Annotated in this window: 18 protein-coding genes; 12 read left to right on the top strand and 6 right to left on the bottom strand. The window is 73.3% G+C overall.

The window, feature by feature from the left end; translation table 11 throughout:
- Positions 1-125: 125 nt before the first annotated feature.
- The 6 genes from O7603_RS17725 to O7603_RS17700 all read left to right on the top strand — a co-directional run bounded on the left by O7603_RS17725 (position 126) and on the right by O7603_RS17700 (position 7,368).
- The gene (locus O7603_RS17725) at positions 126-1,718 is read left to right on the top strand and encodes an ABC transporter ATP-binding protein (RefSeq protein WP_281576722.1); all 1,593 of its coding nucleotides are present in this window, start codon (positions 126-128) and stop codon (positions 1,716-1,718) included.
- Complete coding sequence (locus tag O7603_RS17720) at positions 1,715-3,091, top strand: ABC transporter permease (protein WP_281570920.1); 1,377 nt, start codon at positions 1,715-1,717, stop codon at positions 3,089-3,091. The genes O7603_RS17725 and O7603_RS17720 overlap by 4 nt, the downstream gene beginning before the upstream one ends.
- A 3-nt stretch (positions 3,092-3,094) precedes the next feature.
- Positions 3,095-4,375: an ABC transporter permease gene (locus O7603_RS17715; RefSeq protein ID WP_281570919.1), complete on the top strand. Its 1,281-nt coding sequence runs from the start codon at positions 3,095-3,097 to the stop codon at positions 4,373-4,375.
- 16 nt (positions 4,376-4,391) lie between these two features.
- Entirely contained in the window at positions 4,392-5,099 is a 708-nt protein-coding gene (locus tag O7603_RS17710) for a cytidine deaminase (protein WP_281570918.1), read from the top strand.
- Positions 5,100-5,303: 204 nt separating this feature from the next.
- Positions 5,304-6,584 carry a thymidine phosphorylase gene (locus tag O7603_RS17705; protein WP_281570917.1) on the top strand — a complete coding sequence of 427 codons (1,281 nt, stop codon included), beginning with the start codon at positions 5,304-5,306 and terminating at the stop codon, positions 6,582-6,584.
- Positions 6,585-6,687: 103 nt separating this feature from the next.
- Positions 6,688-7,368, top strand: a complete 681-nt coding sequence (locus O7603_RS17700; RefSeq protein WP_281570916.1) for a DUF4272 domain-containing protein — start codon at positions 6,688-6,690, stop codon at positions 7,366-7,368.
- A gap of 29 nt (positions 7,369-7,397) precedes the next feature.
- Here the strand turns inward: O7603_RS17700 and O7603_RS17695 are convergent, their stop codons facing one another.
- Complete coding sequence (locus tag O7603_RS17695; RefSeq protein ID WP_281570915.1) at positions 7,398-8,303, bottom strand: putative RNA methyltransferase; 906 nt, start codon at positions 8,301-8,303, stop codon at positions 7,398-7,400.
- On the bottom strand, positions 8,249-9,154 hold the full coding sequence (locus O7603_RS17690) for a sensor domain-containing protein (RefSeq protein WP_281570914.1): 906 nt from the start codon (positions 9,152-9,154) through the stop codon (positions 8,249-8,251). Before O7603_RS17690 ends, O7603_RS17695 begins: the two co-directional genes overlap by 55 nt.
- A 231-nt stretch (positions 9,155-9,385) precedes the next feature.
- Between O7603_RS17690 and O7603_RS17685 the strand changes: the two genes are divergently transcribed.
- The gene (locus O7603_RS17685) at positions 9,386-10,468 is read left to right on the top strand and encodes an adenosine deaminase (RefSeq protein WP_281570913.1); all 1,083 of its coding nucleotides are present in this window, start codon (positions 9,386-9,388) and stop codon (positions 10,466-10,468) included.
- Here the strand turns inward: O7603_RS17685 and O7603_RS17680 are convergent.
- Positions 10,444-10,764, bottom strand: a complete 321-nt coding sequence (locus tag O7603_RS17680) for a hypothetical protein (protein ID WP_281570912.1) — start codon at positions 10,762-10,764, stop codon at positions 10,444-10,446. The genes O7603_RS17685 and O7603_RS17680 overlap by 25 nt on opposite strands.
- Before the next feature lie 502 nt (positions 10,765-11,266).
- Between O7603_RS17680 and O7603_RS17675 the strand changes: the two genes are divergently transcribed.
- From O7603_RS17675 to O7603_RS17660, 4 genes are all read left to right on the top strand, one after another.
- On the top strand, positions 11,267-15,058 hold the full coding sequence (locus tag O7603_RS17675; RefSeq protein ID WP_281570911.1) for a nitrate- and nitrite sensing domain-containing protein: 3,792 nt from the start codon (positions 11,267-11,269) through the stop codon (positions 15,056-15,058).
- Positions 15,055-15,459 (top strand): roadblock/LC7 domain-containing protein, encoded by a 405-nt coding sequence (locus tag O7603_RS17670; RefSeq protein ID WP_007455462.1) that lies wholly within the window; start codon positions 15,055-15,057, stop codon positions 15,457-15,459. Before O7603_RS17675 ends, O7603_RS17670 begins: the two co-directional genes overlap by 4 nt.
- A gap of 92 nt (positions 15,460-15,551) precedes the next feature.
- Positions 15,552-15,929: a DUF742 domain-containing protein gene (locus O7603_RS17665; RefSeq protein ID WP_091592434.1), complete on the top strand. Its 378-nt coding sequence runs from the start codon at positions 15,552-15,554 to the stop codon at positions 15,927-15,929.
- Position 15,930: 1 nt separating this feature from the next.
- Positions 15,931-16,524, top strand: coding sequence for an ATP/GTP-binding protein (locus O7603_RS17660; RefSeq protein ID WP_281570910.1), 594 nt, complete (start codon positions 15,931-15,933; stop codon positions 16,522-16,524).
- A gap of 246 nt (positions 16,525-16,770) precedes the next feature.
- Here the strand turns inward: O7603_RS17660 and O7603_RS17655 are convergent, their stop codons facing one another.
- Both O7603_RS17655 and O7603_RS17650 read right to left on the bottom strand, forming a co-directional pair.
- Positions 16,771-19,167 (bottom strand): transposase, encoded by a 2,397-nt coding sequence (locus O7603_RS17655; RefSeq protein ID WP_281576721.1) that lies wholly within the window; start codon positions 19,165-19,167, stop codon positions 16,771-16,773.
- Positions 19,168-19,208: 41 nt separating this feature from the next.
- A complete protein-coding gene (locus O7603_RS17650) occupies positions 19,209-20,138 on the bottom strand; it encodes a DNA primase (protein WP_281570909.1) in 930 nt (309 codons plus the stop codon).
- A gap of 116 nt (positions 20,139-20,254) precedes the next feature.
- Between O7603_RS17650 and O7603_RS17645 the strand changes: the two genes are divergently transcribed.
- On the top strand, positions 20,255-20,593 hold the full coding sequence (locus tag O7603_RS17645) for a helix-turn-helix transcriptional regulator (RefSeq protein WP_281570908.1): 339 nt from the start codon (positions 20,255-20,257) through the stop codon (positions 20,591-20,593).
- Positions 20,594-20,609: 16 nt separating this feature from the next.
- Here the strand turns inward: O7603_RS17645 and O7603_RS17640 are convergent, their stop codons facing one another.
- Positions 20,610-21,314, bottom strand: a complete 705-nt coding sequence (locus O7603_RS17640; RefSeq protein WP_281570907.1) for a permease prefix domain 1-containing protein — start codon at positions 21,312-21,314, stop codon at positions 20,610-20,612.
- Positions 21,315-21,319: the final 5 nt, after the last annotated feature.

Here is a 21,319-nt window from a genome sequence, read left to right as displayed (position 1 = left end):
GGCCCGGTGGGGCAGCACCCCGTCGGGCCGGAGCGGCCGATCGCGCGCCACGGCGACCGGCCGGGCCTGCGGTCGGGACGACCGGCAGCTACGCTGCACCATCGCTCGCACTCCAGGAGGTTGCGCTGAGACTCGAACTGCGCGGCATCACCAAGCGGTTCGGTGAACTGGTCGCCAACGACCACATCGACCTGACGGTGGAGCCTGGAGAGATCCACGCCCTGCTCGGCGAGAACGGCGCGGGCAAGTCGACCCTGATGAACGTGCTCTACGGGCTCTATCAGCCCGACGAGGGCGAGATCCTGGTCGACGGCAAGGCGCTGAAGCTGCGGGGCCCGTCCGACGCGATCGCCGCCGGGATCGGCATGGTGCACCAGCACTTCATGCTGGTGCCGGTCTTCACGGTGGCCGAGAACATCATGCTCGGTGCCGAGCAGGTCCGAGGCGGCATCGCCGGATTCCTGGACCGCCGGCGCGCACGCCGCGAGGTCACCGAGGTCTCCGAGCGGTACAACCTGCGGGTCGACCCGGACGCGGTGGTCGAGGACCTGCCGGTCGGTGTCCAGCAGCGGGTGGAGATCGTCAAGGCGCTGACCCGCGACGTCGACCTGCTCATCCTGGACGAGCCGACCGCGGTGCTCACCCCACAGGAGACCGAGGAACTGCTCGCCGTCATGCGGTCGCTCAAGGCCGCCGGCAAGTCGATCGTCTTCATCACCCACAAGCTCGGCGAGGTCAAGGCCATCGCCGACCGGATCACCGTCATCCGGCGCGGGAAGACCGTCGGCACCGCCTCCCCCGAGGCCAGCCGCGACGAGCTGGCCGCGCTGATGGTGGGACGCAGCGTCCGGCTCACCGTGGAGAAGGCTCCCGCCAAGCCCGACCGTCCGGTGCTCGAGGTCGCCGGGCTGGTCGTCGACGACGACCGGCAGATCCGCGCGGTCGACGGCGTCGACCTGACCGTGCACGCCGGCGAGGTGCTCGGCGTGGCGGGCGTGCAGGGCAACGGTCAGACCGAGCTGATCGAGGCGGTCATGGGCCTGCGCCCGGTGCTCGCCGGTTCGGTCACCCTCGACGGCGACCAGATCGACGGTTGGTCGACCAAGAAGGTGCTCCGGGCCGGCGTCGGCTACGTGCCGGAGGACCGCAGCGTCGACGGGTTGGTCAAGGAGTTCAGCGTCGCCGAGAACCTGGTGCTGGACATCTACGACCGGCCACCGTTCGGCAAGGGACTCGCGCTCAAGCCGGACGCCATCGCCGCCTCGGCGAAGGAGCGGATCGCGCAGTTCGACGTCCGCACCTCGTCGGCCGACGCGCCGGTGGGCACCCTCTCCGGCGGTAACCAGCAGAAGGTGATCGTGGCCCGGGAGCTGTCCCGGCCGCTGAAGCTCTTCATCGCCGCCCAGCCGACCCGCGGCGTGGACGTCGGGTCGATCGAGTTCATCCACAGCCGGGTCATCCACGAGCGCGACATCGGCACCGCCGTCCTGGTCGTCTCCAGCGAACTGGACGAGGTGATCGGGTTGGCCGACCGGATCGCGGTCATGTACCGCGGCCGGATCATCGGCATCGTGGGCCCGGACACCCCCCGCGAGGAGATCGGCCTGCTGATGGCCGGCATCAGCCCGGAGGCGGCGGCCGAGCAGGCCGGCCGTACGACGGCGACGGAGGGTGGTACACCGGACGCCGAGGGCCCTGGCAGCGAGGAAGAGGCATGAGCGACAACCCGCAGTCGGGCTCCCCGGACAAGGACCCGGCGACCGAGGCGCAGGCGGCGCACGACGCGCTCGGGAACACCGAGCGGGCCGAGCCGGCGACCACCCCGCAGGCCGAGCCGGCCACCCGGCCCCAGGGCGGCGCCCCGGAGGCCAAGCCCACGCTGGGCCGGCTGTTCCTGGACAACCTCTGGGCGGCGAACACCTTCACGGTCACCCTGCTGTCGCTGGTGCTCGCGATCGTGGTCGGCGGGATCCTGATGATCATCTCGGATCCGGACGTCCTGTCCACCTACTCGTACATCACCGCCCGCCCGCGCGACGCCCTCGACTCCAGCTGGACCCTGGTCAGCGAGGCGTACGCGAACCTGTTCAAGGGCGCGGTCTTCGACCCGGAGACATTCTCCGGCTGGCTGAACGGCAACAACGGCTGGGAGGCGGTGCTCGCGCCGATCTCCGAGACGCTCACCTACACCGCGCCGCTGGTCTTCACCGGCCTGTCGGTGGCGCTGGCCTTCCGCGGCGGCCTGTTCAACATCGGCGCCCAGGGACAGGCCACCATCGGCGTGATCCTGGCCGCCCTCGCCGGCTTCCTGCTGCCGCTCCCGCCCGGCCTGCACCTGCTCGTCGCGGTGCTCGCCGGCGCGCTCGGCGGCGCGATCTGGGGCTTCGTGCCCGGCATCCTCAAGGCGCGTACCGGCGCCCACGAGGTGATCATCACGATCATGCTCAACTACGTCGCCACGTACTTCCTGACCTGGCTCATCGTGCAGAACGGCGTGCAGGACCCGACCCGTACCGACGCGATCAGCAAGGCCGTGGACTCCTCGGCCCAGCTGCCCCGGCTACTCGGCGACAACCTCCGGGTGCACGCCGGCATCCTGCTCGCCGTGCTGGCCACCTGGGCGGTGGCGTGGCTGCTCAACCGCTCCACCCTCGGCTTCGAGCTGCGGGCCGTGGGCGCCAACCCGGACGCCGCCCGCACCGCCGGCATCAGCGTCACCCGGACGTTCGTCCTGATCATGGTGTTCGCCGGGATCCTGGCCGGCCTGGGTGGCTCGAACATGGTGCTCGGCTCGACCGCCAGCGCGCTCACGCCGCTGGTGGTGGCGCAGATCGGCTTCGACGGAATCCTGGTCGCGCTGCTCGGCCGCCTGAAGCCGTGGGGTGTCGCGATCGCCGCGCTGCTCTTCGGCGCGCTCCAGGCCGGCGGCAACCGGATGCAGTCGTACTCCGGGATCTCGCTGGAGCTGGTCACCGTGCTCCAGGCGCTGATCGTCATCTTCATCGCCGCGCCGGCCCTGGTGAAGGCGATCTTCCAGCTCCGGGCCGCACGGGCCGCCCGGTTGCAGACGAGCCTGGCGAAGGGCTGGTAACTCATGTCCACCATGGCTGTCCCCGACGTCGCGGTCGCCCCGGTCGACGAGGGCTTCTGGACCCGCAGCCGCAAGGCCGGCCTCGTGCTGCTGGCGCTCGGCCTGCTGGCCACGGTGCTGTTCGGCGCGCTCGCCACCGACCAGCAGGCCCGTTTCACGCTCAGCGAGGACGCCGCCGGCGCCGCCCTGGAGATCAACGGCACGGTCGGCGCGATCCTCTTCGGGGCGATCGCGGCCGCCGCCGGCGCGGCGCTGCTCGCCGGGCTGCCGAAGCGCTGGTTCCTCACCGTGCTCGGCGTCGGGCTGGTCGGCTTCGTGCTCTCGTTCCTCTGCTGGCAGGTCTCCGCGGCCCCGACCGGGCAAAACTTCATGCCGCTGGTCAACATCATCCGGGGCACGTTCATCCTGGCCCTGCCGCTGATCTTCGGCGCGCTCGCGGGCGTCCTCTGTGAACGGTCCGGTGTGGTCAACGTGGCCATCGAGGGGCAGCTGCTGATGGGCGCGTTCAGCGGCGCACTCTTCGGCAGCATCTCCGGCAGCGTCTGGGTCGGCCTGGTCGCCGCGGCGATCGGCGGCGCGGTCATCTCGCTGCTGCTGGCCGTCTTCTCCATCCGCTACCTGGTCGACCAGACCGTCATGGGGATCGTGCTGAACCTGCTCGCGGTGGGCGTCACCGGCTTCCTCTACGAGCGGCTGATGCAGACCGACGCGGAGAAGTACAACAGCGCGCCGCGGTTCAGCAACTGGGAAATCCCGCTGCTCAAGGACATCCCGGTGCTCGGGCCGGCGCTGTTCCGGGGGAACATTTTCCTCTACCTCGGCCTGCTCCTGGTGCTGGTGATCCATCTCGGGCTGTTCCGCACCCGGTGGGGTCTGCGGACTCGCTCGGTCGGTGAGCACCCGATCGCCGCCGACACCCTCGGCGTCCGGGTGCTCGGGCTGCGCTACCGCAACGTGCTGCTGGCCGGAGTCGTCGCGGGCATCGGTGGCGCCTCCTACACGCTGGCGCTCTACTCGTTCACCAAGAACATGATCGGCGGCAAGGGCTTCATCGCGCTGGCCGCGCTGATCTTCGGCCGGTGGAACCCGACGGGTGCGCTGCTCGCCGCGCTCTTCTTCGGCTTCGCCGACCAGCTCGCCACGTACCTCGGCGCCATCAACAGTGTGATCCCCAGCCAGTTCCTGGCCATGCTGCCCTACCTGGCGACCATTCTCGCGGTGGCCGGCCTGGTCGGTAGGGTCCGGGCACCGGCCGCGGACGGCAAGCCGTACATCAAGGGCTGACCCGGGGGAGCACCACATGGAGATCGACTGGACCCGCCTGCGGGCCGCCGCCACCGAGGTGATGCGGCACGCGTACGCCCCCTACTCGAAGTTTCCGGTCGGCGCGGCCGCGCTGGTCGACGACGGCCGGGTGGTGGTCGGCTGCAACGTGGAGAACGCCGCGTATGGCGTGGTGCTCTGCGCGGAGTGCGGCGTGGTTTCCTCGCTGCACGCCACCGGCGGTGGCCGGCTGGTCGCGCTCTCCTGCGTCGACGCGACCGGTGAGCCGCTGATGCCCTGCGGCCGGTGCCGTCAGCTGCTCTGGGAGAACGGCGGCCCGGAGTGCCTGATCGAGACCAAGGGCCGCCCCCTGCGGATGGCCGAGCTGCTGCCGCACGCGTTCGGCGTGGAGGACCTGGACGCCGTGGTCGGCGAGACCCCACTGCCGGTGGTGCCGGAGCGGCTGGCCGCCTGGCGGGGGCGCGGCACCGTCTTCGTGCATCCGGACCTCTCCGCCGGCCAGCAGGTCTGGACGGCGTACTGGGAACGGTCCGCCGGGGACGACGCGGACGCCGAGACCGGTGTGCTGGAGGAGGGGCCGAGCTGGGACGACCCGGCGGAGGCGATCACCTGGGGACTGGCCCGGACGCCCCGGGTGGTCGTGGTCGACGCGTCGGGCACCATCTTCTGGGCCGGCGAGGGTGAGCCACCGATGGAGATCCCGGTTCGCTGGTCCGGCTCTTGAGGACGGCTGAGCTTCCGAGTGGCTGGGCTTCAGGCCGGGGGCCGACCGCGCCCGGCTCCGGGCGGTCAGGCTTGATCCCTCCGCCGGGCGGTCGGCCCCGGCCGTTCCGGGCGGGGACCGCGGGTCGGTCACGGTCGGCGGGAGTCAGGTGTTGGGCGCGGTCCGAGAGCAGCTGTTGCCATACGACGAGGAAATGATCTTCTGATGAGTTCTTTTACCGCGGTTGACGTCATTCGGACCAAGCGGGACGGCGGCGTGCTGTCGGACGCGCAGATCGACTGGGTGGTGGACGCGTACACCCGGGGGGCGGTCGCCGACGAGCAGATGTCGGCGCTGGCCATGGCGATCCTGCTGAACGGCATGACCGGTCCGGAGATCGCCCGGTGGACCGCCGCGATGATCGCCAGCGGCGAGCGGCTGGACCTGTCGGCTGTCGACCGGCCGACGGTCGACAAGCACTCCACCGGCGGGGTCGGTGACAAGATCACGTTGCCGCTCACGCCGCTGGTGGCCGCCTGCGGCGCCGCCGTGCCGCAGCTGAGCGGTCGCGGTCTCGGGCACACCGGGGGCACGCTGGACAAGCTCGAGTCGATCCCCGGCTGGCGGGCCGCGCTCAGCAACGACGAGTTCATCGGCCAACTCCGCGATGTCGGCGCGGTGATCTGCGCCGCCGGCACCGGCCTCGCCCCCGCCGACCGCAAGCTGTACGCGCTGCGCGACGTGACCGGCACCGTCGAGGCGATCCCGCTGATCGCCAGCTCGATCATGAGCAAGAAGATCGCCGAGGGCACCGGGGCGCTGGTGCTCGACGTGAAGGTCGGCTCGGGCGCGTTCATGAAGTCCGTCGAGCACGCCCGGGAGCTGGCCCGCACCATGGTCGAGCTGGGCGGGGCGCACGGTGTGCGGACGGTCGCCCTGCTCACCGACATGTCCACCCCGCTCGGCCGGGCCATCGGCAACGGGGTGGAGGTCACCGAGTCGGTCGAGGTGCTGGCCGGCGGCGGCCCCGCCGACGTGGTCGAGCTGACCCTCGCCCTGGCCCGCGAGATGCTCGACGCGGCCGGCCTTCCGGACGCCGACCCGGAGGCGGCGCTCCGCGACGGCCGGGCGATGGACAGCTGGCGCGCGATGATCCGCGCCCAGGGCGGCGACCCGGACGCGCCGATGCCGACCGCCGCCGAGGTCGAGGTGGTGACCGCGCCGGTCGACGGCTTCGTGGAGTCGATCGACGCGTACGCGATGGGGGTGGCCGCCTGGCGGCTCGGCGCCGGTCGGGCCCGCAAGGAGGACCCGGTCAGCGTTCCGGCCGGGGTGCTGCTGCACAAGCGACCGGGTGACCCGGTGCGGGCCGGCGAGCCCCTCTACGAGCTGCGTGCCGAGCAGGCCGACCGGCTGCCGGCGGCGCTGGCCGAGGCCGCGAGCGCGGTAAGCGTCTCGTCGACCGCCCCGGCCACCCCTCCGCTGGTGATCGAGCGGATCGGCTGATCCGGTGCGGGCGGGGCGGCGTGGTGCCCGTCACCTCGGGCGGCTATCCTCCCTGGCCAGGGGGGACAACCGGCGCTGAGCCGTCGTGAGCAAGGGAATCGCCGTGACCGTACCTGCCCCCGACCCACGTGAGGTGCGTGAGGCGAGCCTGGACGAGCTGTCCCGGCTGGGCCTGCCGCTGCCGCCGCCGCAGTTCCCGCTGGTCTGGGAGCCTGGCGACCAGATCGAGTTGCGTCCCAGGACGGAGATCGAGGCACGGATCGCCGTGCTGCACCTCATCCTGGCGCGCTGCTTCGGGATGCCGCCGCAGGCCGCGATGAGCTGGCTGCTCACCTCACACCTCGTCGACATGGTGACCCCACCGGAGTGGCAGTTCGTCACCGGCAGCAAGGGCGACCACCGCTCCTTCGTGCTGCACCACGACGCGCTCTTCTCGCTCGCCTGGGTGCTCGGCCTGACCAAGGTGCTCGACCCGACGCTGCCCGTCGACGAGCGGCTGGTGGAGCGGATGCCGCACATCGCCAGCGGGGAGACCTTCGGCCAGTGGCGGTCCCGGATCCTCGCCGCGCCGCAGCACCCCGCCGACGCGGCCGCCCTGCTCGACCTGCACTACTGCCTCGACTGGGCGTACCTGGAGACGGAGCGGCACGGCCACATTCCGCCCGGCCTGGTCGACGCGAACGCGATCGGCCAGCGGCGGTGGGCGCTGGAGTGGGCGGTGATCCTGCGCGGGCCGTACCACGACGAGCCCCCCGGCTGGGAAGAGGTCGACCTCTCGACCTGAGCCACGGACCCGGCCGCGCCGGCCGGCGCTCAGCGCGGGCTGGGCCGCCAGACGGCGAGCCGGACCGCCGCCGTGACCCGGACCGGCTCGGCCAGCGCGGCGATGCGGGTCGCCAGCCCGGCCGGGTCTGTGTGCCAGGCGCTCGGACCCATGCCGACCAGCGTGGCCACCTCCGGCCCGGTGAGCGCCAGCTGGCGCCGGTGCACCGCGACGTCCGCCCGGGTGAAGTACGCGCCCAGGCTGCCGGCCACGCGGTCCTCCTTGGCCGGATCGACCCGGAGCAGCCCGAGCGGGCCGACCAGCTCGGCGAGGTGGTCCTCGGCGGGGGTGACCACGAGCAGCGCGCCGGCCGGCTGCAGCACCCGGTGGAACTCCGGGCCGTTGCGCGGCGCGAAGACGTTCAGCAGCAGGTCCGCCGCGCCGTCGGCGAGCGGCAGCCGCTGCCAGGTGTCGGCCAGCGCCGCCGCCGCCCGCGGGTGGGCCCGGGCGGCCCGGCGCAGCGCCGGCTTCGACACGTCCAGCGCCAGACCGGCGGCGTCCGGCAGCGCCGCCAGCACCGCGGCGAGGTGCCGGCCCGTCCCGGCTCCGGCGTCCACCACCAGGGGGTACGCCCCGCCGAGCGGCGCACCCACGGCCACCGCGCCGGCGAGCGGTGCGCCGACCGGCGGCGTCACGGTCGCCGCCACGTCGGCCAGCGCGTCCGAGATCAGGTCGTAGTGCCCGGCGGCCAGGAAGTCGGCCCGTGCGGCCACCATCTCGGCGGTGTCGCCGACGTGCGGCGCGCGGCCGGCGAGCAGGTTGACGTAGCCCTGGCGGGCCACGTCGAAGCTGTGCCGGCGCGGGCAGCGCAGCGCGAGAGCCGTGCCGGCGCTCGCCTCGGTCAGCGGCTCGCCACAGACCGGGCAGCGCAGCCGGTCGAGGATGCGGGCGTCCATGTCAGGCGTCCAGACAGGTCAGCACCGCGGGTCGCGCGGTGGTCGGCACGGTCGATGCGGGTCGGGCCCGGGTCGAGAAGTGGCAGCGTGCCCTCGACGACAACCGTCCGTACCGCCGCCCCATCCGCACCACCGTAGGCCACGGCGCGAGCCGGCCGGTCCGTACCCGCCCGCGCGCGGCCAGGCTCGAGCGGGTGCCCGTCCGTTGCGCGGGCGTCGCGGCCGAGCAGCGCCCGGGTCAACCGGTCGTCCAGCCGGACCAGCCCGCGGGGCAGCACGCACGCGCTCGCCGCGAGTGGCAGCGCGGCGAGGGCGACCAGCCAGGCCGTCCCGGGAGTGGCGATCGGGATGCCGAGGTACGCGCCGACCAGGCCGGGCCGGATCCCGTGCAGCGCCGGCTGGGCGAGCCCCGGCAGCGCGACGAGCCAGCACGCGGCGGGCAGCAGCAACCCGGCCACCGTGAGCGGGAGGTAGGTGAGCTGGAAGACGAGGTCCCGGTAGGTCGCCGGGTCGGCCAGCCGGACCGGCAACCGGGCCAGGAGCAGACCGGTCGCGGGTCGGTACGGCGAGGGCACCGGGTCGCCCGGCACCCGGCGGCGTTGCCGGTCCAGCACCTCCCGGGACCGGGCCAGCGCCCGGTCGAGCAGCGGCAGGCCGATGCCGACCACGCTCAGCGCGGCGGCGGCGAGGGTGGCGACGGCGAGCAGCAGGCCGGTGGACGCGACCGGCACCCCGGCCGCCAGGTGCCCGAGGTCCCGTGCCGCCTGGACCGCGATGCTCGCCGGCTCGTCGTCCCCACCGGCGTCGGCCGGGCCGGGCCGCCGGTGCCCCCTCGCCACCGTGGTCTCCATGGCCGCCTCCGCCTCGTCACCCCGTCACCTCGACGGTAGGCGGATCACGGTGGCGCTTCGATGGTGCGCACACGACGGTTGATGGTGGTGCTGGCACCACCTCCGCGGGGTGGCCGGGCCTCGGCGGAGAGGCGGTCGACGATCCGATGGGTGATGACAGGGAGCGGGTGTACGGGTGGCGCCGGTGACGTCCCCGGCGCGGTGTCGGCGCTCGCTGACTAGGGTCTGAGCATGGTCGCGACTATCCGGTACGAGGACATCGTCAAGGTCCCGAAGGCGCTGCTGCACGATCACCTGGACGGTGGCCTGCGGCCGGCGACGATCGTCGAGCTCGCCGCGGCGGTGGGGCACGAGCTGCCGACGACGGATCCCGACGCGCTCGGGCGCTGGTTCGTCGAGGCGGCCGACTCGGGTTCCCTGGAGCGTTACCTGGAGACGTTCGCGCACACCGTCGCCGTGATGCAGACCGCGCCCGCGCTGCGCCGGGTCGCCGCGGAGTGCGCGCTCGACCTGGCCGCCGACGGGGTGGTCTACGCCGAGGTGCGGTTCGCCCCGGAGCAGCACCTGGAGCAGGACCTGAGCCTCGACGAGGTGGTCGAGGCGGTGCTCGCCGGGTTCGCCGAGGGCAGTGCCCTGGCCGCCGCGGCCGGCGCTCCGATCCGGGTCGGCACGCTGCTCACCGCGATGCGGCACGCCGCGCGTTCCCAGGAGATCGCCGAGCTGGCCGTCCGGCACCGGGACGCGGGCGTGGTCGGCTTCGACATCGCCGGCGCGGAGGCGGGCTTCCCGCCGACCCGGCATTTGGACGCCTTCGAGTACCTGCAGCGGGAGAACTTCCACTTCACCATTCACGCCGGCGAGGCCTTCGGGCTCCCGTCGATCTGGCAGGCGATCCAGTGGTGTGGCGCGGACCGGCTCGGCCACGGGGTGCGGATCGTGGACGACATCACGACCGGGCCCGAGCCGGTGCTCGGCCGGCTGGCCGCGTACGTGCGGGACAAGCGGATCCCGCTGGAGCTCTGCCCGTCGTCGAACGTGCAGACCGGCGCCGCCTCGTCGATCGCCGACCACCCGATCGGGCTGCTGCGGGACCTGCGCTTCCGGGTGACGGTGAACACCGACAACCGGCTGATGAGCGGCACGTCCATGTCCCGGGAGATGGCGCTCCTGGTGGACGCGTTCGGCTACGGCTGGGCCGAGCTGCGATGGCTCACGATCAACGCGATGAAGAGCGCCTTCATCCCGTTCGACGAGCGGCTGCGGATCATCGACGAGGTGATCAAGCCGGCCTACGCCGAGCTGTTGCTCGACTGATCGGTGTGGTGCGGGTGGCCGGCGAGCAGGCCGGCCACCCGGCGCAGCACCTCCCGACCCCGGGCCGCCTCCGCGCCCAGCCCGGTCTGTCGGCGCAGCACCGTCGGCTCGGCGCGGAGCAGCATGAGCCCGCGCCGGACCAGCACCCGCGGCCCCTTGCGCTGCTCGGACAGGTCGCGGGCGAGCCGGCGGACGAAGGTCGCACCGCGCGGCCGGCGCAGGGCGTACGCCCCGGCGAGCAGCCCTCGTCGCCGGCACTCCGCGACGATCTCGGCGGCGAAGATCCCTTCGGCCACAAAAAGTGGCGAACCGGCTATGTCAAATGGCCGGGTGGACACCCGGCGGTCCGCGCCCATCGCATAAACCGGCACTTCGGCCCGACCCTCGCGAGCCAGCCGCGCAATGGTTTCGACGGCCGACTCCGCGTCCCAGGACAGGGGTGATTCCCAGTCGACCTGGCCGTTTCGTCGCGGCAACGTAGGGTCATCACCGTCCTTGTAGAAGTCGTCCAGACAGAGCACCGGAAGACCGGTTCGCTCCGCTATATACGACTTTCCGGAGCCGGACGGGCCGGCGAGCAGGACGACACGGTGCGGATGATTCATTACTTTTAGTGACTCCGGCCAGACGGACTGCTATCAAATCGCATCAACATCTCATCACACCATCGGCGGTGACCAACCTGGGCTTTCTCTTTGAGGAGCGGCGTGATGGAATCTCGGGGGTCCGACCCGCCGGGTCGGTCGCTGGGCGTTGCCCGGGGCAACGCGCGGAAGCTGTAATCGCGAGGGCGGTGACGTGAGCAAACGGCCAATGACGGCGGGCTCCTTCCTGTCGCGGCTGCGCCGGCCGGCCAGCCGGCTCCGGGACATGCCGATCTGGTCCAAGCTCGGTCTCATCATGATCGTGCCGACCATTGCCACGGTCGTGGTGGGCACCAGCGGTCTGGTGAGCCACCTGGAGACGCTCAACAATGCCAACCGGGCCGGCAACCTGGCCAACCTCTCCGGCTATGCGGGTGATCTGATCGACACCCTGCAGGACGAGCGGACGACGGCCGTGCTGTTGCTCAGCGCGCAGGAGGTGCAGACCAGAGCGCAGTACCAGGAGGCGTACCGGCGGGTCAACTCCCGGGTTGACCAGTCGAAGGCCCCCTATCTCCAGCAGCGGGCGGACCTTGAAGACCTGCCGGACAGCATGGAGACGCTGCTCGACAAGATCGACGCCAGCCTGACCGACCTGCCCGGCTTCCGCAGCCAGGTCTACAACGGCAAGCCGCGGCCGACGGACGCGACACAGTCGTACGAGGGTCTGATCAGCGACCTGCTCGCCATCCGCGACTCGTCCACCCAGCTCGCCGGCGACAACGACCTGAGCGACCGGATGCGCGCCGCGGCCGCGGTGGCCCGGGAGAAGGAGTTCCTCTCCCTGCGCCGGGTCGTCGTGCACCGGGCGCTGGCGCAGAAGCAGCTCACCCCGGCCCTGCGCACCGAGTACATCGCCAGCGGCACCGGCCAGGACCAGGCTGTGCAGAGCTTCAAGGCGGTGGCCAACGACGAAGAGGCCCGCTTCCACGACCAGACTGTCGCCGGCGGCGACCGCCGTGAGGCCGAGACCTACATCGGCTGGATGAACGGCAACACCAGCGGCAGCATGGCGAACGCGCCGTTCGGGCCTGACCAGTGGGACTCGGCGATGGTCGCGAACGCCAAGCTGATCCGTACGGTGGAGTCGAAGCTCGACCGCGACGTGGTCCGGCAGGCCGACGACCTCCGGTCCGGCGTGCAGACGCAGGTGTTCCTGGAGACCGGCCTGCTGCTCAGCATGCTGCTGCTGGCCATCCTCTTCGCCTACCTGGTCGCCCGCTCGATGGCCCGCTCGCTGCGCGACCTGCGTCAGGGCGCGCTCTCCGTGGCGCAGTACGGCCTGCCGCAGGCCGTGGCCCGGCTGCGTGACCCGCAGGTCACCGGCCAGCTCTCCCCGGCGCAGCTCGCCAACCAGATCGCCGAGCCGCTGCCGGTGCGCAGCAAGGACGAGTTCGGCCAGGTGACCGAGGCGTTCAACGCGGTCCACCTGGAGGCCGTCCGCACGGCCGCCGAGCAGGCCGCCCTGCGCGCCTCCGTCGCGACAATGTTCGTCAACCTGGCCCGCCGCTCGCAGATCCTGGTCGACCGCCTGATCGGGCACCTCGACCGGCTGGAGCGCGGCGAAGAGGACCCGGACCGCCTGGCCGAGCTGTTCCAGCTCGACCACCTGGCCACCCGGATGCGACGCAACGACGAGAACCTGCTGGTGCTCGCCGGCGCCGACTCCACCCGCGTCCAGCGGGAGCCGGCCGCGCTGATCGACGTGCTGCGTGCCGCCCAGTCCGAGGTCGAGCACTACACCCGCATCGAGTTCGGCATCATCGACCGGGACATCGAGATCGCCGCGCACGCGGTCAACGACTTGGTGCACCTGGTCGCCGAGCTGTTCGACAACGCCACCGCGTTCTCGCCGCCGGACTCCCAGGTGATGGTCGAGGCCCGCCGGGTCGGCGACCGCGCCTCCCTCTACGTCGAGGACCGCGGCATCGGGATCAGCGTCGACCAGCTTCACGAGCTCAACGAGCGGCTGGCAACGCCACCGCAGGTGGACGTGGCCGTTTCCCGGATGATGGGCCTGGTCGTGGTGGCCCGCCTTGCCGCCCGGCACGGCGTCCGCGTCGAGCTGCGTCCCGGCGCCGATCGCGGGACCGTGGCGGACGTCACGCTCCCCACGTCGGTCCTCGTGCCCCGGGCGCTCGCCGGTCGGGTGCAGCAGCCGCCGGCGCTGCCCGCCGGGGCCGGCGCCCCGCCCTCGACCGGGCCCGCGCCGGCCTTCGGCGCGCTGCCCGCGCTCGGCGCCCGCCAGAGCGAGTCCGGTAACCAGGTGACCCTGGGCGGCCGACCGTTCGACCCGGCGTCGCGCAACGGCGCGGGCACCCCGGCGTCCGCCGGTGCCGTGCGAGGCATGCCGGCCTGGTCGGACCTGACCGGCGCCAGCGCGGCAGCCAACGGCGCTGGTCCGTTCGCCCCGCGCACCAACGGCCAGTCGACCGACCCGCTGCCGCAGCGGCGGGCCGGCGACGCCGACCCGGGCACCGGCCAGCAGCCGGCGATTCCGCGGCAGCTGCCGAGCAGCCCGGAGGCGGGCCCGTACTCGCCGCCGGTCTCGGGCGGCCCGGTCTCGGGCTCGCCGATCTCCGCGCAGCCGTTCTCCGGCCCGCCCGTGTCCGCGTCGCCGTACGGCGCGCCGACGTCGGCCGCCCCGTACGCTGGCCCGCCGACGTCGGCCTCCCCGTACGGCGCGCCGACCTCAGCCTCGCCGTACGCCGGACCGCCGACTTCGGCCTCGCCGTACGCCGGACCGCCGACTTCGGCCTCGCCGTACGCCGGCCCGCCGGTCTCGGCGCAGCCCTACTCGGCGCCGCCCGTCTCCGGGACGCCGTACTCGGGGACGCCGTACTCGGCGCCGCCGGCGGGTCAGCCGTACTCGGCGCCGCCGGCGGGTCAGCCGTACTCGGCGCCGCCCGCCGGTCAGCCGTACGCGGAGCCGGTAAACCCGGCGCAGTCCCGGCCGGCGTCGAGTGCCGCCGCGCCGCCGGCCTGGCCGCCGGTCGCCGGCGCCGACCGGGACACGGCGACGCCGCCGGTGCCCGAGCGCCTCGCCGCGGCCCTGGACATGACGACCGAGTTGCCGCGGGTGCAGCGGCCCGGTGCGGAGGGCCAGCCGTCCGCCGCGCCGATGCCGGCCCCCGCGCCGACCCCGGCCGCGCCGCAGGCGCAGAGCCGGCCGACGCCGCCGCAGCAGGCCCAGAAGCAGCGGTACGCGGACGAGACGATGGAGCTGCCGATCTTCCGGGAGCTCGAGTCGGCCTGGTTCCGCACCCGGCGGCCCGGGCCCGAAGAGGCGGCCAACGCCGCGCCGCAGTCGGCCAACGCCCCGCAGCAGGCGGCGACCGCCGCACCGCAGGCGGCAGCCGCCGCACAGCGAGCGGCGACCGCCGCGCAGCAGGCGGCGGCCAACGGTGCACCGACGCAGCAGTTCGCCGCTGTCGACGCCACCGGTCGGGCCGTCCAGAAGACACCACCCGGGACGACAGGTAACGCACCGATGGCAGAAACTCCGACAACCGGAGGGACGCCGCGGGAGAACGGGTCGACCGTGAACGGGGGCAACCGCCCCACGATCGCGGAGAGTTTGCCCACCCGCAGGCCTCAGCAGCAGACCAACGGCTGGCAGACCGTTGCCGACGACGGGTGGCGGGCCGCCTCGGCGGCCAGCGAGGTGTCGGTGCAGGGGACCACCTCGACGGGTCTGCCGAAGCGCACCCCGATGGCGCAGCTCGTGCCGGGTGCGGTGGAGAAGCCCACCGCGTCCGTCCAGCGGCGTACGCCGGAGGGCGTCCGTGGCCTGCTCTCGGCCTACCATCGGGGCGTGCAACGGGGGCGTACCAACCCCTCGGAGAGCAACCCGACCAGCCCGGAGGCGACTCCGGGAGGGAAGCAATCCTCGCAGTCTGACTCAGGCCCGGTGGCCGGGAGCGGGCAGAAGGAGCAAGAAGGATGACTACTACGCAGGATCTCGGTTGGCTGCTCGCCAACTTCGCCGACCGGGTGCCCGGTGTCGCGCACGCGGTTGCCGTCTCGGCGGACGGCCTGCTGCTCGCGTCGTCACGGGACCTCCCGCGTGACCGGGCCGACCAGTTGGCAGCGATCGCGTCCGGCCTGGTCAGCCTGACCCAGGGCGCGGCCCGCTGCTTCGAGGGAGGCGCGGTGTTGCAGACGGTCGTGGAGATGGACAATGGCTTCCTGTTCCTGATGTCCATCTCGGACGGCTCGTCGTTCGCGGTGCTGGCCGCCCGCAGCTCCGACGTCGGGCAGGTCGGCTACGAGATGGCGCTGCTCGTGGACCGGGTGGGCGACGCGTTGACCCCGCAGCCGCGCGCAGCCGCGGGAATGCTGGGTTGACACCCTGCTGACCACGGTCAACGGGGCAGCAACGACGACACGATGGGCTCCACCACGTGGAGCCGGTGCCGGGTACGAAGGAGGTGAGCGGCATGGCCGATCGTGACGAACCGACGGGAGCGTTGGTCCGTCCATACGCCGTGACCCGTGGTCGTACCCGCCCCCGACTCGACATCGCGCTGGAGGCGCTCGTCGAGACGACGGTGCGCGGCCGGGCCGCTGCCAATGGCAACGGCGGCCAGGGCCGCGAGCACCAGTACATCGCCGCGCTGTGTGACGGACGCGTGCAGTCGCTTGCCGAGATCGCGGCGCGGATGCAGCTCCCGCTAGGTGTGGCCCGGGTGCTCATCGCCGACATGGCGACGGACGGCCTGGTCGCGGTCCACGAGCCGACCATCCTGGACGACTCGAACGACGCGGTGGGCACTGAACTGCTGGAGAGGGTGCTGAGTGGACTTCGCAGGCTCTGACATGTCGCACCGCCCGCCGAACCCGAGCGGGCGCGTGACGTCGGCGAAGATCGTTATCGCGGGTGGATTCGGCGTCGGCAAGACGACGCTGGTCGGCTCGGTCTCGGAGATCACGCCGCTGACCACCGAGGCCATCATGACCTCCGCCGGCGTGGGCGTCGACGATACCCGGCAGGTGCCGGGCAAGGCGACGACCACGGTGGCCATGGACTTCGGTCGTATCACGATCGACCGTGACCTGATCCTGTACCTGTTCGGTACGCCGGGTCAGACCCGGTTCTGGTTCATGTGGGACGAGCTGGTGCGGGGCGCCATCGGCGCGGTCGTTCTGGTGGACACCCGCCGGCTGGCCGACTGCTTCGCGGCGATCGACTTCTTCGAGCATCGGCGGCTGCCGTACCTGGTGGCCATCAACTGCTTCGACGGGATGCAGTACCACGACCCGCAGGACGTCCGGGACGCGCTGGCGATCTCGAGCGACGTGCCGGTGGTGGCCTGCGACGCCCGGAACCGGGAGTCGACCAAGCACGTGCTGATCTCGCTCGTCGAGTACGTGCTGACCATGCGTCGCTCCCGCGCGGTCGCGCCGGCCTGACCGACGCCGTCGACACGCCCGGTGCGGCTTCGGCCGCCACCGGGCGTTCGTCGCTGCCCGGGTGCCGCTGACCCCGTCCAGGACGGCCTGCCGCGGTCATGGTCCGCACCCGGGCATCACGCGACCCTTCGTCCACCGTCCACGGTGACCCTCGGCGCCCGGAAAGCCGCACAACACTGAGCCCCCTGCCCCACCCGGTTCACCGGGTCGGGGCAGGGGGCTCAGATGACTGTCGCGTGTCGCCGGTCAGGACCGGTAGCCGGCCGAGCGGTACTCGTACTCCCGGTCGTCGTCCCGTTCGCCGTGGTCGCGGCTGAAGTCCCAGCCGCCCGCGGCCTCCCGCCCGGGGCGACCACCCACCGCAAAACCGCCGATCTCCTGTCCACGGCGCCAGCCGCGGAAGTAGCCGGTGGTGTTCTCGGCGAGGCTCGCCGCGTCCCGCACTATCCGCAGTGGACGCTCCTCACGCAGTGGTGAACCCGGAACCAGGTTGGCCTGCGGCACCCGCTTGGGCAGCCCGGCCGAGGTCTCCGCGCCCACCGCCGGGCGGGCAGCCTGCTCGGCCGCCTGCCATCCGGTGTCGGCCGTGGTCGACCAGTCCAGGTCCACCTCGTCGTTGTGCCCGACGAACCACGCGGACTTCGCCTGAGCGAAGATCAGCAGGTCGCCGTCGCCGCCCTCGTCCGCGACCGGCGGCGGTCGGTGCTCGACCGGGGGTGGCGGCCGGTGCTCGGCGGCCGGCCGCTCGGAGCGGGCAGACCTGCCGTTGCGGCCGGCCTCGGGACGGTCCACCAGCCGGCCGGCGTCGGGACGGTCCACCAGCCGCAGCGGTGGCGTCTCCAACTGTGGGTCGCTCGGCGGGGTGACGCTGTCGCGCAGCGCCCGGTCGGCCAGCGGCGGCGGCTCGACCAGCCGCAGCATCGGCGGCTCCTGGGGCAGGTCGTCGGCGAGCCACGGCGGGGTGACCCGACCCTCTCCCGTACCCGGGTCGGTGGGTGCGTCGATGCCGCGACCGCCGCCGTAGGGGTAGGCGACCGGGTTGTTCGCTGAGCTGTCGCCCGGGTCCTCGGGGTTGTTGACCAGCGGCCAGTTGGCCCGGGAGCCGGGCGCGGCGGATTCCTGGTCGGGTCGGGGAGCGGGCACCGGAATGCTCAGGTCGGTGGCGCTGAACCCGCCGGTGGGAGTGTCCCCGTTGGTCTTGGGCCGGGGCGGGATCACCGTGCGCTGGCGCTCGGCGCGGGCGCTGTTGATGGCGGCGGTGGTCAGCGTGGGCCGGAACGGCTCGCCCGCCTCGGCGGGCGGCACGGTGCCGCGCTGCGCCGGTGCGATCGGGGTGATCCCCGGCGGCGGGGGCGGCGGGGCGGAGACCGGCCGGTTGGTGAGCGCGTCGACCCGGGTCGGCGTCGGCTCGGCCCACCCGGGCGGAGCGGACACCGGCGGGCCGGCCATCGCTGCCGGAGTCATCGGCGCGGGCGCGACCGGCGGTGGGGTGACCGGCGCGGGCGCGACCGGCGGCGGGCCGAGCGGTCGCGGGGCGGGCGGCGGGCTGCCGGCGGAGACGGGCTCTGGCCGGCTGCGGCGGCCACCGGAGGTCGGGGCCGGCGCGGCGGACGTGGGCCGGACGGCGCGCAGGCCGGTGCCGGTGCTCGACAGGCCGGGCACATCGCCGACCGGCTCGCCCCGGCGGGCGGCGGCCCGACGGCCCGGCGCCGGGGCGGCGGCGGGCACGGGTGTGGTGACCCGGGCCCTGAGCGCGCCCACCAGCGCGTCGCAGCCCGCGTCGCAGGCCCGCACCGATGCGACGGCCTGCCGCACGGTCTCGGCGACGGCGGACGTGAGCGCCCGGTTCACAGTGGCGCGGCGGGGGGTCTCGGAGATGGCGACCCGCAGGGCGGTGACCGCCTCGTCGATCTCCTCGGCGTCGGCGAGGCCGTCAGCGGTGAGGTGCGCGGCGATGGCGTCCGCGGCGACCGCGACCTCCCGCCCGCGGGCGGTGGTGCCGGCGAGCATGCCCGGCTCGGGCAGCGCGTCGAGCACGGCCAGCGGGATCGGCTCGGCCGGGTCCGGGTATGCGCGCAGGGCGGCCGGGTAGAGCTCGCGGAGCACCTCGCGCAGCGCCACGGCGGCGGAGTGCCGGCCGCTGGCGAGCGCGGCGTGCGCGGCGAGGACCTGCTTGTAGCCGGCGAGATCCCGGGGGGCGGGCAGGGTGACCGCGGAGAGCGCACCGGCCTGCAGCGCTCGGGCCAGGCCGACGGCGCGCCGCTCGGCCGGCGGCGACTGCATCTCCTCCAGCGAGTCGTCGTCGGCGAACCGCTCGGCGAAGTCGTCGACCGAGTCGTCGTCGGCGATGGCCAGCGGACGCCCGGCCGCGCTGAGCAGTGACGTGACCGTGTGGTCGTCACTGTCGGCGGCGATTGCCGCACCGCTCGGCCCGCCCGACCGCTCCACGAGCAGCGCGACCAGCCGGGCGTAGCCGGCCGGCTCGTCGCCGATCTCGCAGACATGCAGCAGACGGCCTGCGTCGTCGACCACAGCTGACGTCAGCGTCGAGCCGGCCGAGGCCGGTCGGTCCGCCGGATCCGCCGAGGCCAGACCGCAGTACACGCGCACGAGCGCCACGGCGTCGTCCTCCTCCCGGGACAGGTCTTTCCTCTGTGCCAGAGACTGATGCTCCCCGGTACGGGTCAGTCGCGCCAGTCCACGACCGCAGAGATCTTGCCGACAATGGTGCGCCAACCGAGACTTGCGGTTTGTGCCCCGATTTTCTTCAGCCGCCGTCGGCCCATGAAACCGCTGATCCCGCCGTTGACGGTGGCCCGCAGCGCCTCGTCCAGGTCGTCCAGGCTGGACCCGGCGGAGAGCATGTCGAGCACGGCGGGTAGCCGCAGGGCGTACGAGATGTCACGAGCGACCTCGCCAGCCTCGATCAGCAGCGTGGGATCCCACGTGTCGTGACCGCCGCGGAGGTTCTCCACCACCAGGTCGAGCTCGTAGGTGTCCTCGTCCAGCGGGGCGATGTCGGCCGGTTCCACCCGTTCGGACAGTTCCCGCCAACCGTCCAGTTGAGACAGGTCGTTGGGCGCACCGGATCGGATGAAACTGACCAGCGACTCCGGGGTCTTGAAGAGCAGCAGCCGGCCGCGGTGGCTGAGGAAGGCGGGCACCTCCTCGTCGTCGGCCTCCTCGGCGGCCTCCTCCTCGTCGGTGTCGGCGTCCGCGCGGCGGCGCTCCTTCTCCTCGTCGCTCTCGGCGAACTCCTCGGCCACGTCCTCGTCGAGGATCACGACGGTCTCGTCGTCCTCCTCCTCGATGACCTGGCGGCGGGCGAGGAACGGGTCGTCCTGGTCGCGCTCGGTGACGTCGGTCGGCGTGAGCTCCCGAGCCGGCCGGTACGCCCGCAGGGTGAAGCCGGTGCCCGAGGGCAGGGCGATCTCCACCGGGTCGATCCCGACCTCCTCCCAGAGCGAGCGGTCGGCGGCCACCGACTCCTGGTCGGTGTCGGCGTCCTCCGGCTCGACCGGGTCGGCGGTGTCGTCGAGCTCGGGCTCGTCGGCGTCGGGCCGTTGAGGCGACTGGCGGGCCACGCTGACCTCCGTGTGCTTCGGGTTGCCCACCCGCCGGCGTCGGGCCGGCAAGTGACTCTGGGCACATACCCTAGTGGGCCCCTCCGGAACGCCGATGCCCGCACCCCGCTGGCGGTCCGGTCGGTGGACAAGTAGCGTTGCTACGTATGAAGGCTCAGGCGTTGCACGGTCACCTCGACGCCCTGCTCCTCGCGGTCCTGGAGGGCGAAGCGCTGCACGGCTACGCGATCATCGAGGCGCTGCGGGCCCGCAGCGACGGCAACCTCGACCTGCCGACCGGCACCATCTACCCCGCCCTGCGCCGGCTGGAGCGGGCCGGGCACGTGGTCAGCACGTGGAGCACGGTCAGCGGCCGCGAGCGACGGACGTACGAGCTCACCGACGCCGGGCGCCGGGCGCTGGCCGGGGAGCGGGCCGGGTGGCGCGAGTTCAGCTCGACCGTCGGTCGGTTCCTCGACCCCGGCGCCCCGCCCGCCACCGCCTGAGCCCGACGCCGGCCCGTCAACGCCCGGCCGGTACCGGCCTGCCGGGGGTCAGGGTCGCGAGCAGCCAGGCACGGGCGGCCCTGCCGACCCACGCGTAGCCGGCGCCGACCACGACCATGCCGACGATCATCGGTGGCCAGGTGAGCGCGGCGTCCCAGAGCCCGATCGACCAGCCGAAGAGCGCGGCGCCGGCCAGCACGCCGAGCGCGAGCAGACCGGTCAGCGCGGCGCCGACCAGCCGGGCGAGCACGGCGCCGGCCGGGTGGGCCGACCGGGCGGCCAGCGTGACCAGCAGCAGCCCGGCGACGGACAGCGCGAGCGCGCCGAGCCAGATGCCGTTCACCGACTGCGAGAGCAGGTGGTAGCCGGCCGGCGGGTGCGGACCGTCGCTGCTCCAGCTGGACCCCCGCCAGGTGAGGTCGCCGGCGACGGTCAGGAACGCGGCGAGCGCGAGCACCCGCACCGACAACCCGCGCAGCGCCCCCACCGCGAGCTCGGCCTGCCAGGCCGGCAGCAGCTGCGCCGGGCTGCCGAACTCGGCCACCGCGCGCCGCTCGGCCTCCGCCGCCGGCAACCCGCTCGCGCGGTACGCCTCGACGGCGTCGAGCAGCCCGTGCCGGGCCTCGGTGAGCAGGTCGGACTTCAACCGGGCGGGCCCGCGAAGCCGCACGCTCAGCTCCCGCAGGCGGTCCTCGACCAACACGTCGTCGCAGCGCGGCATGGCCC

This window comes from Micromonospora sp. WMMD812 (assembly GCF_027497215.1).
Taxonomy (GTDB): domain Bacteria; phylum Actinomycetota; class Actinomycetes; order Mycobacteriales; family Micromonosporaceae; genus Micromonospora.
The sequence above is the reverse complement of the archived record's forward strand: the minus strand, read 5'-3'. Positions and strand labels throughout refer to the sequence as shown.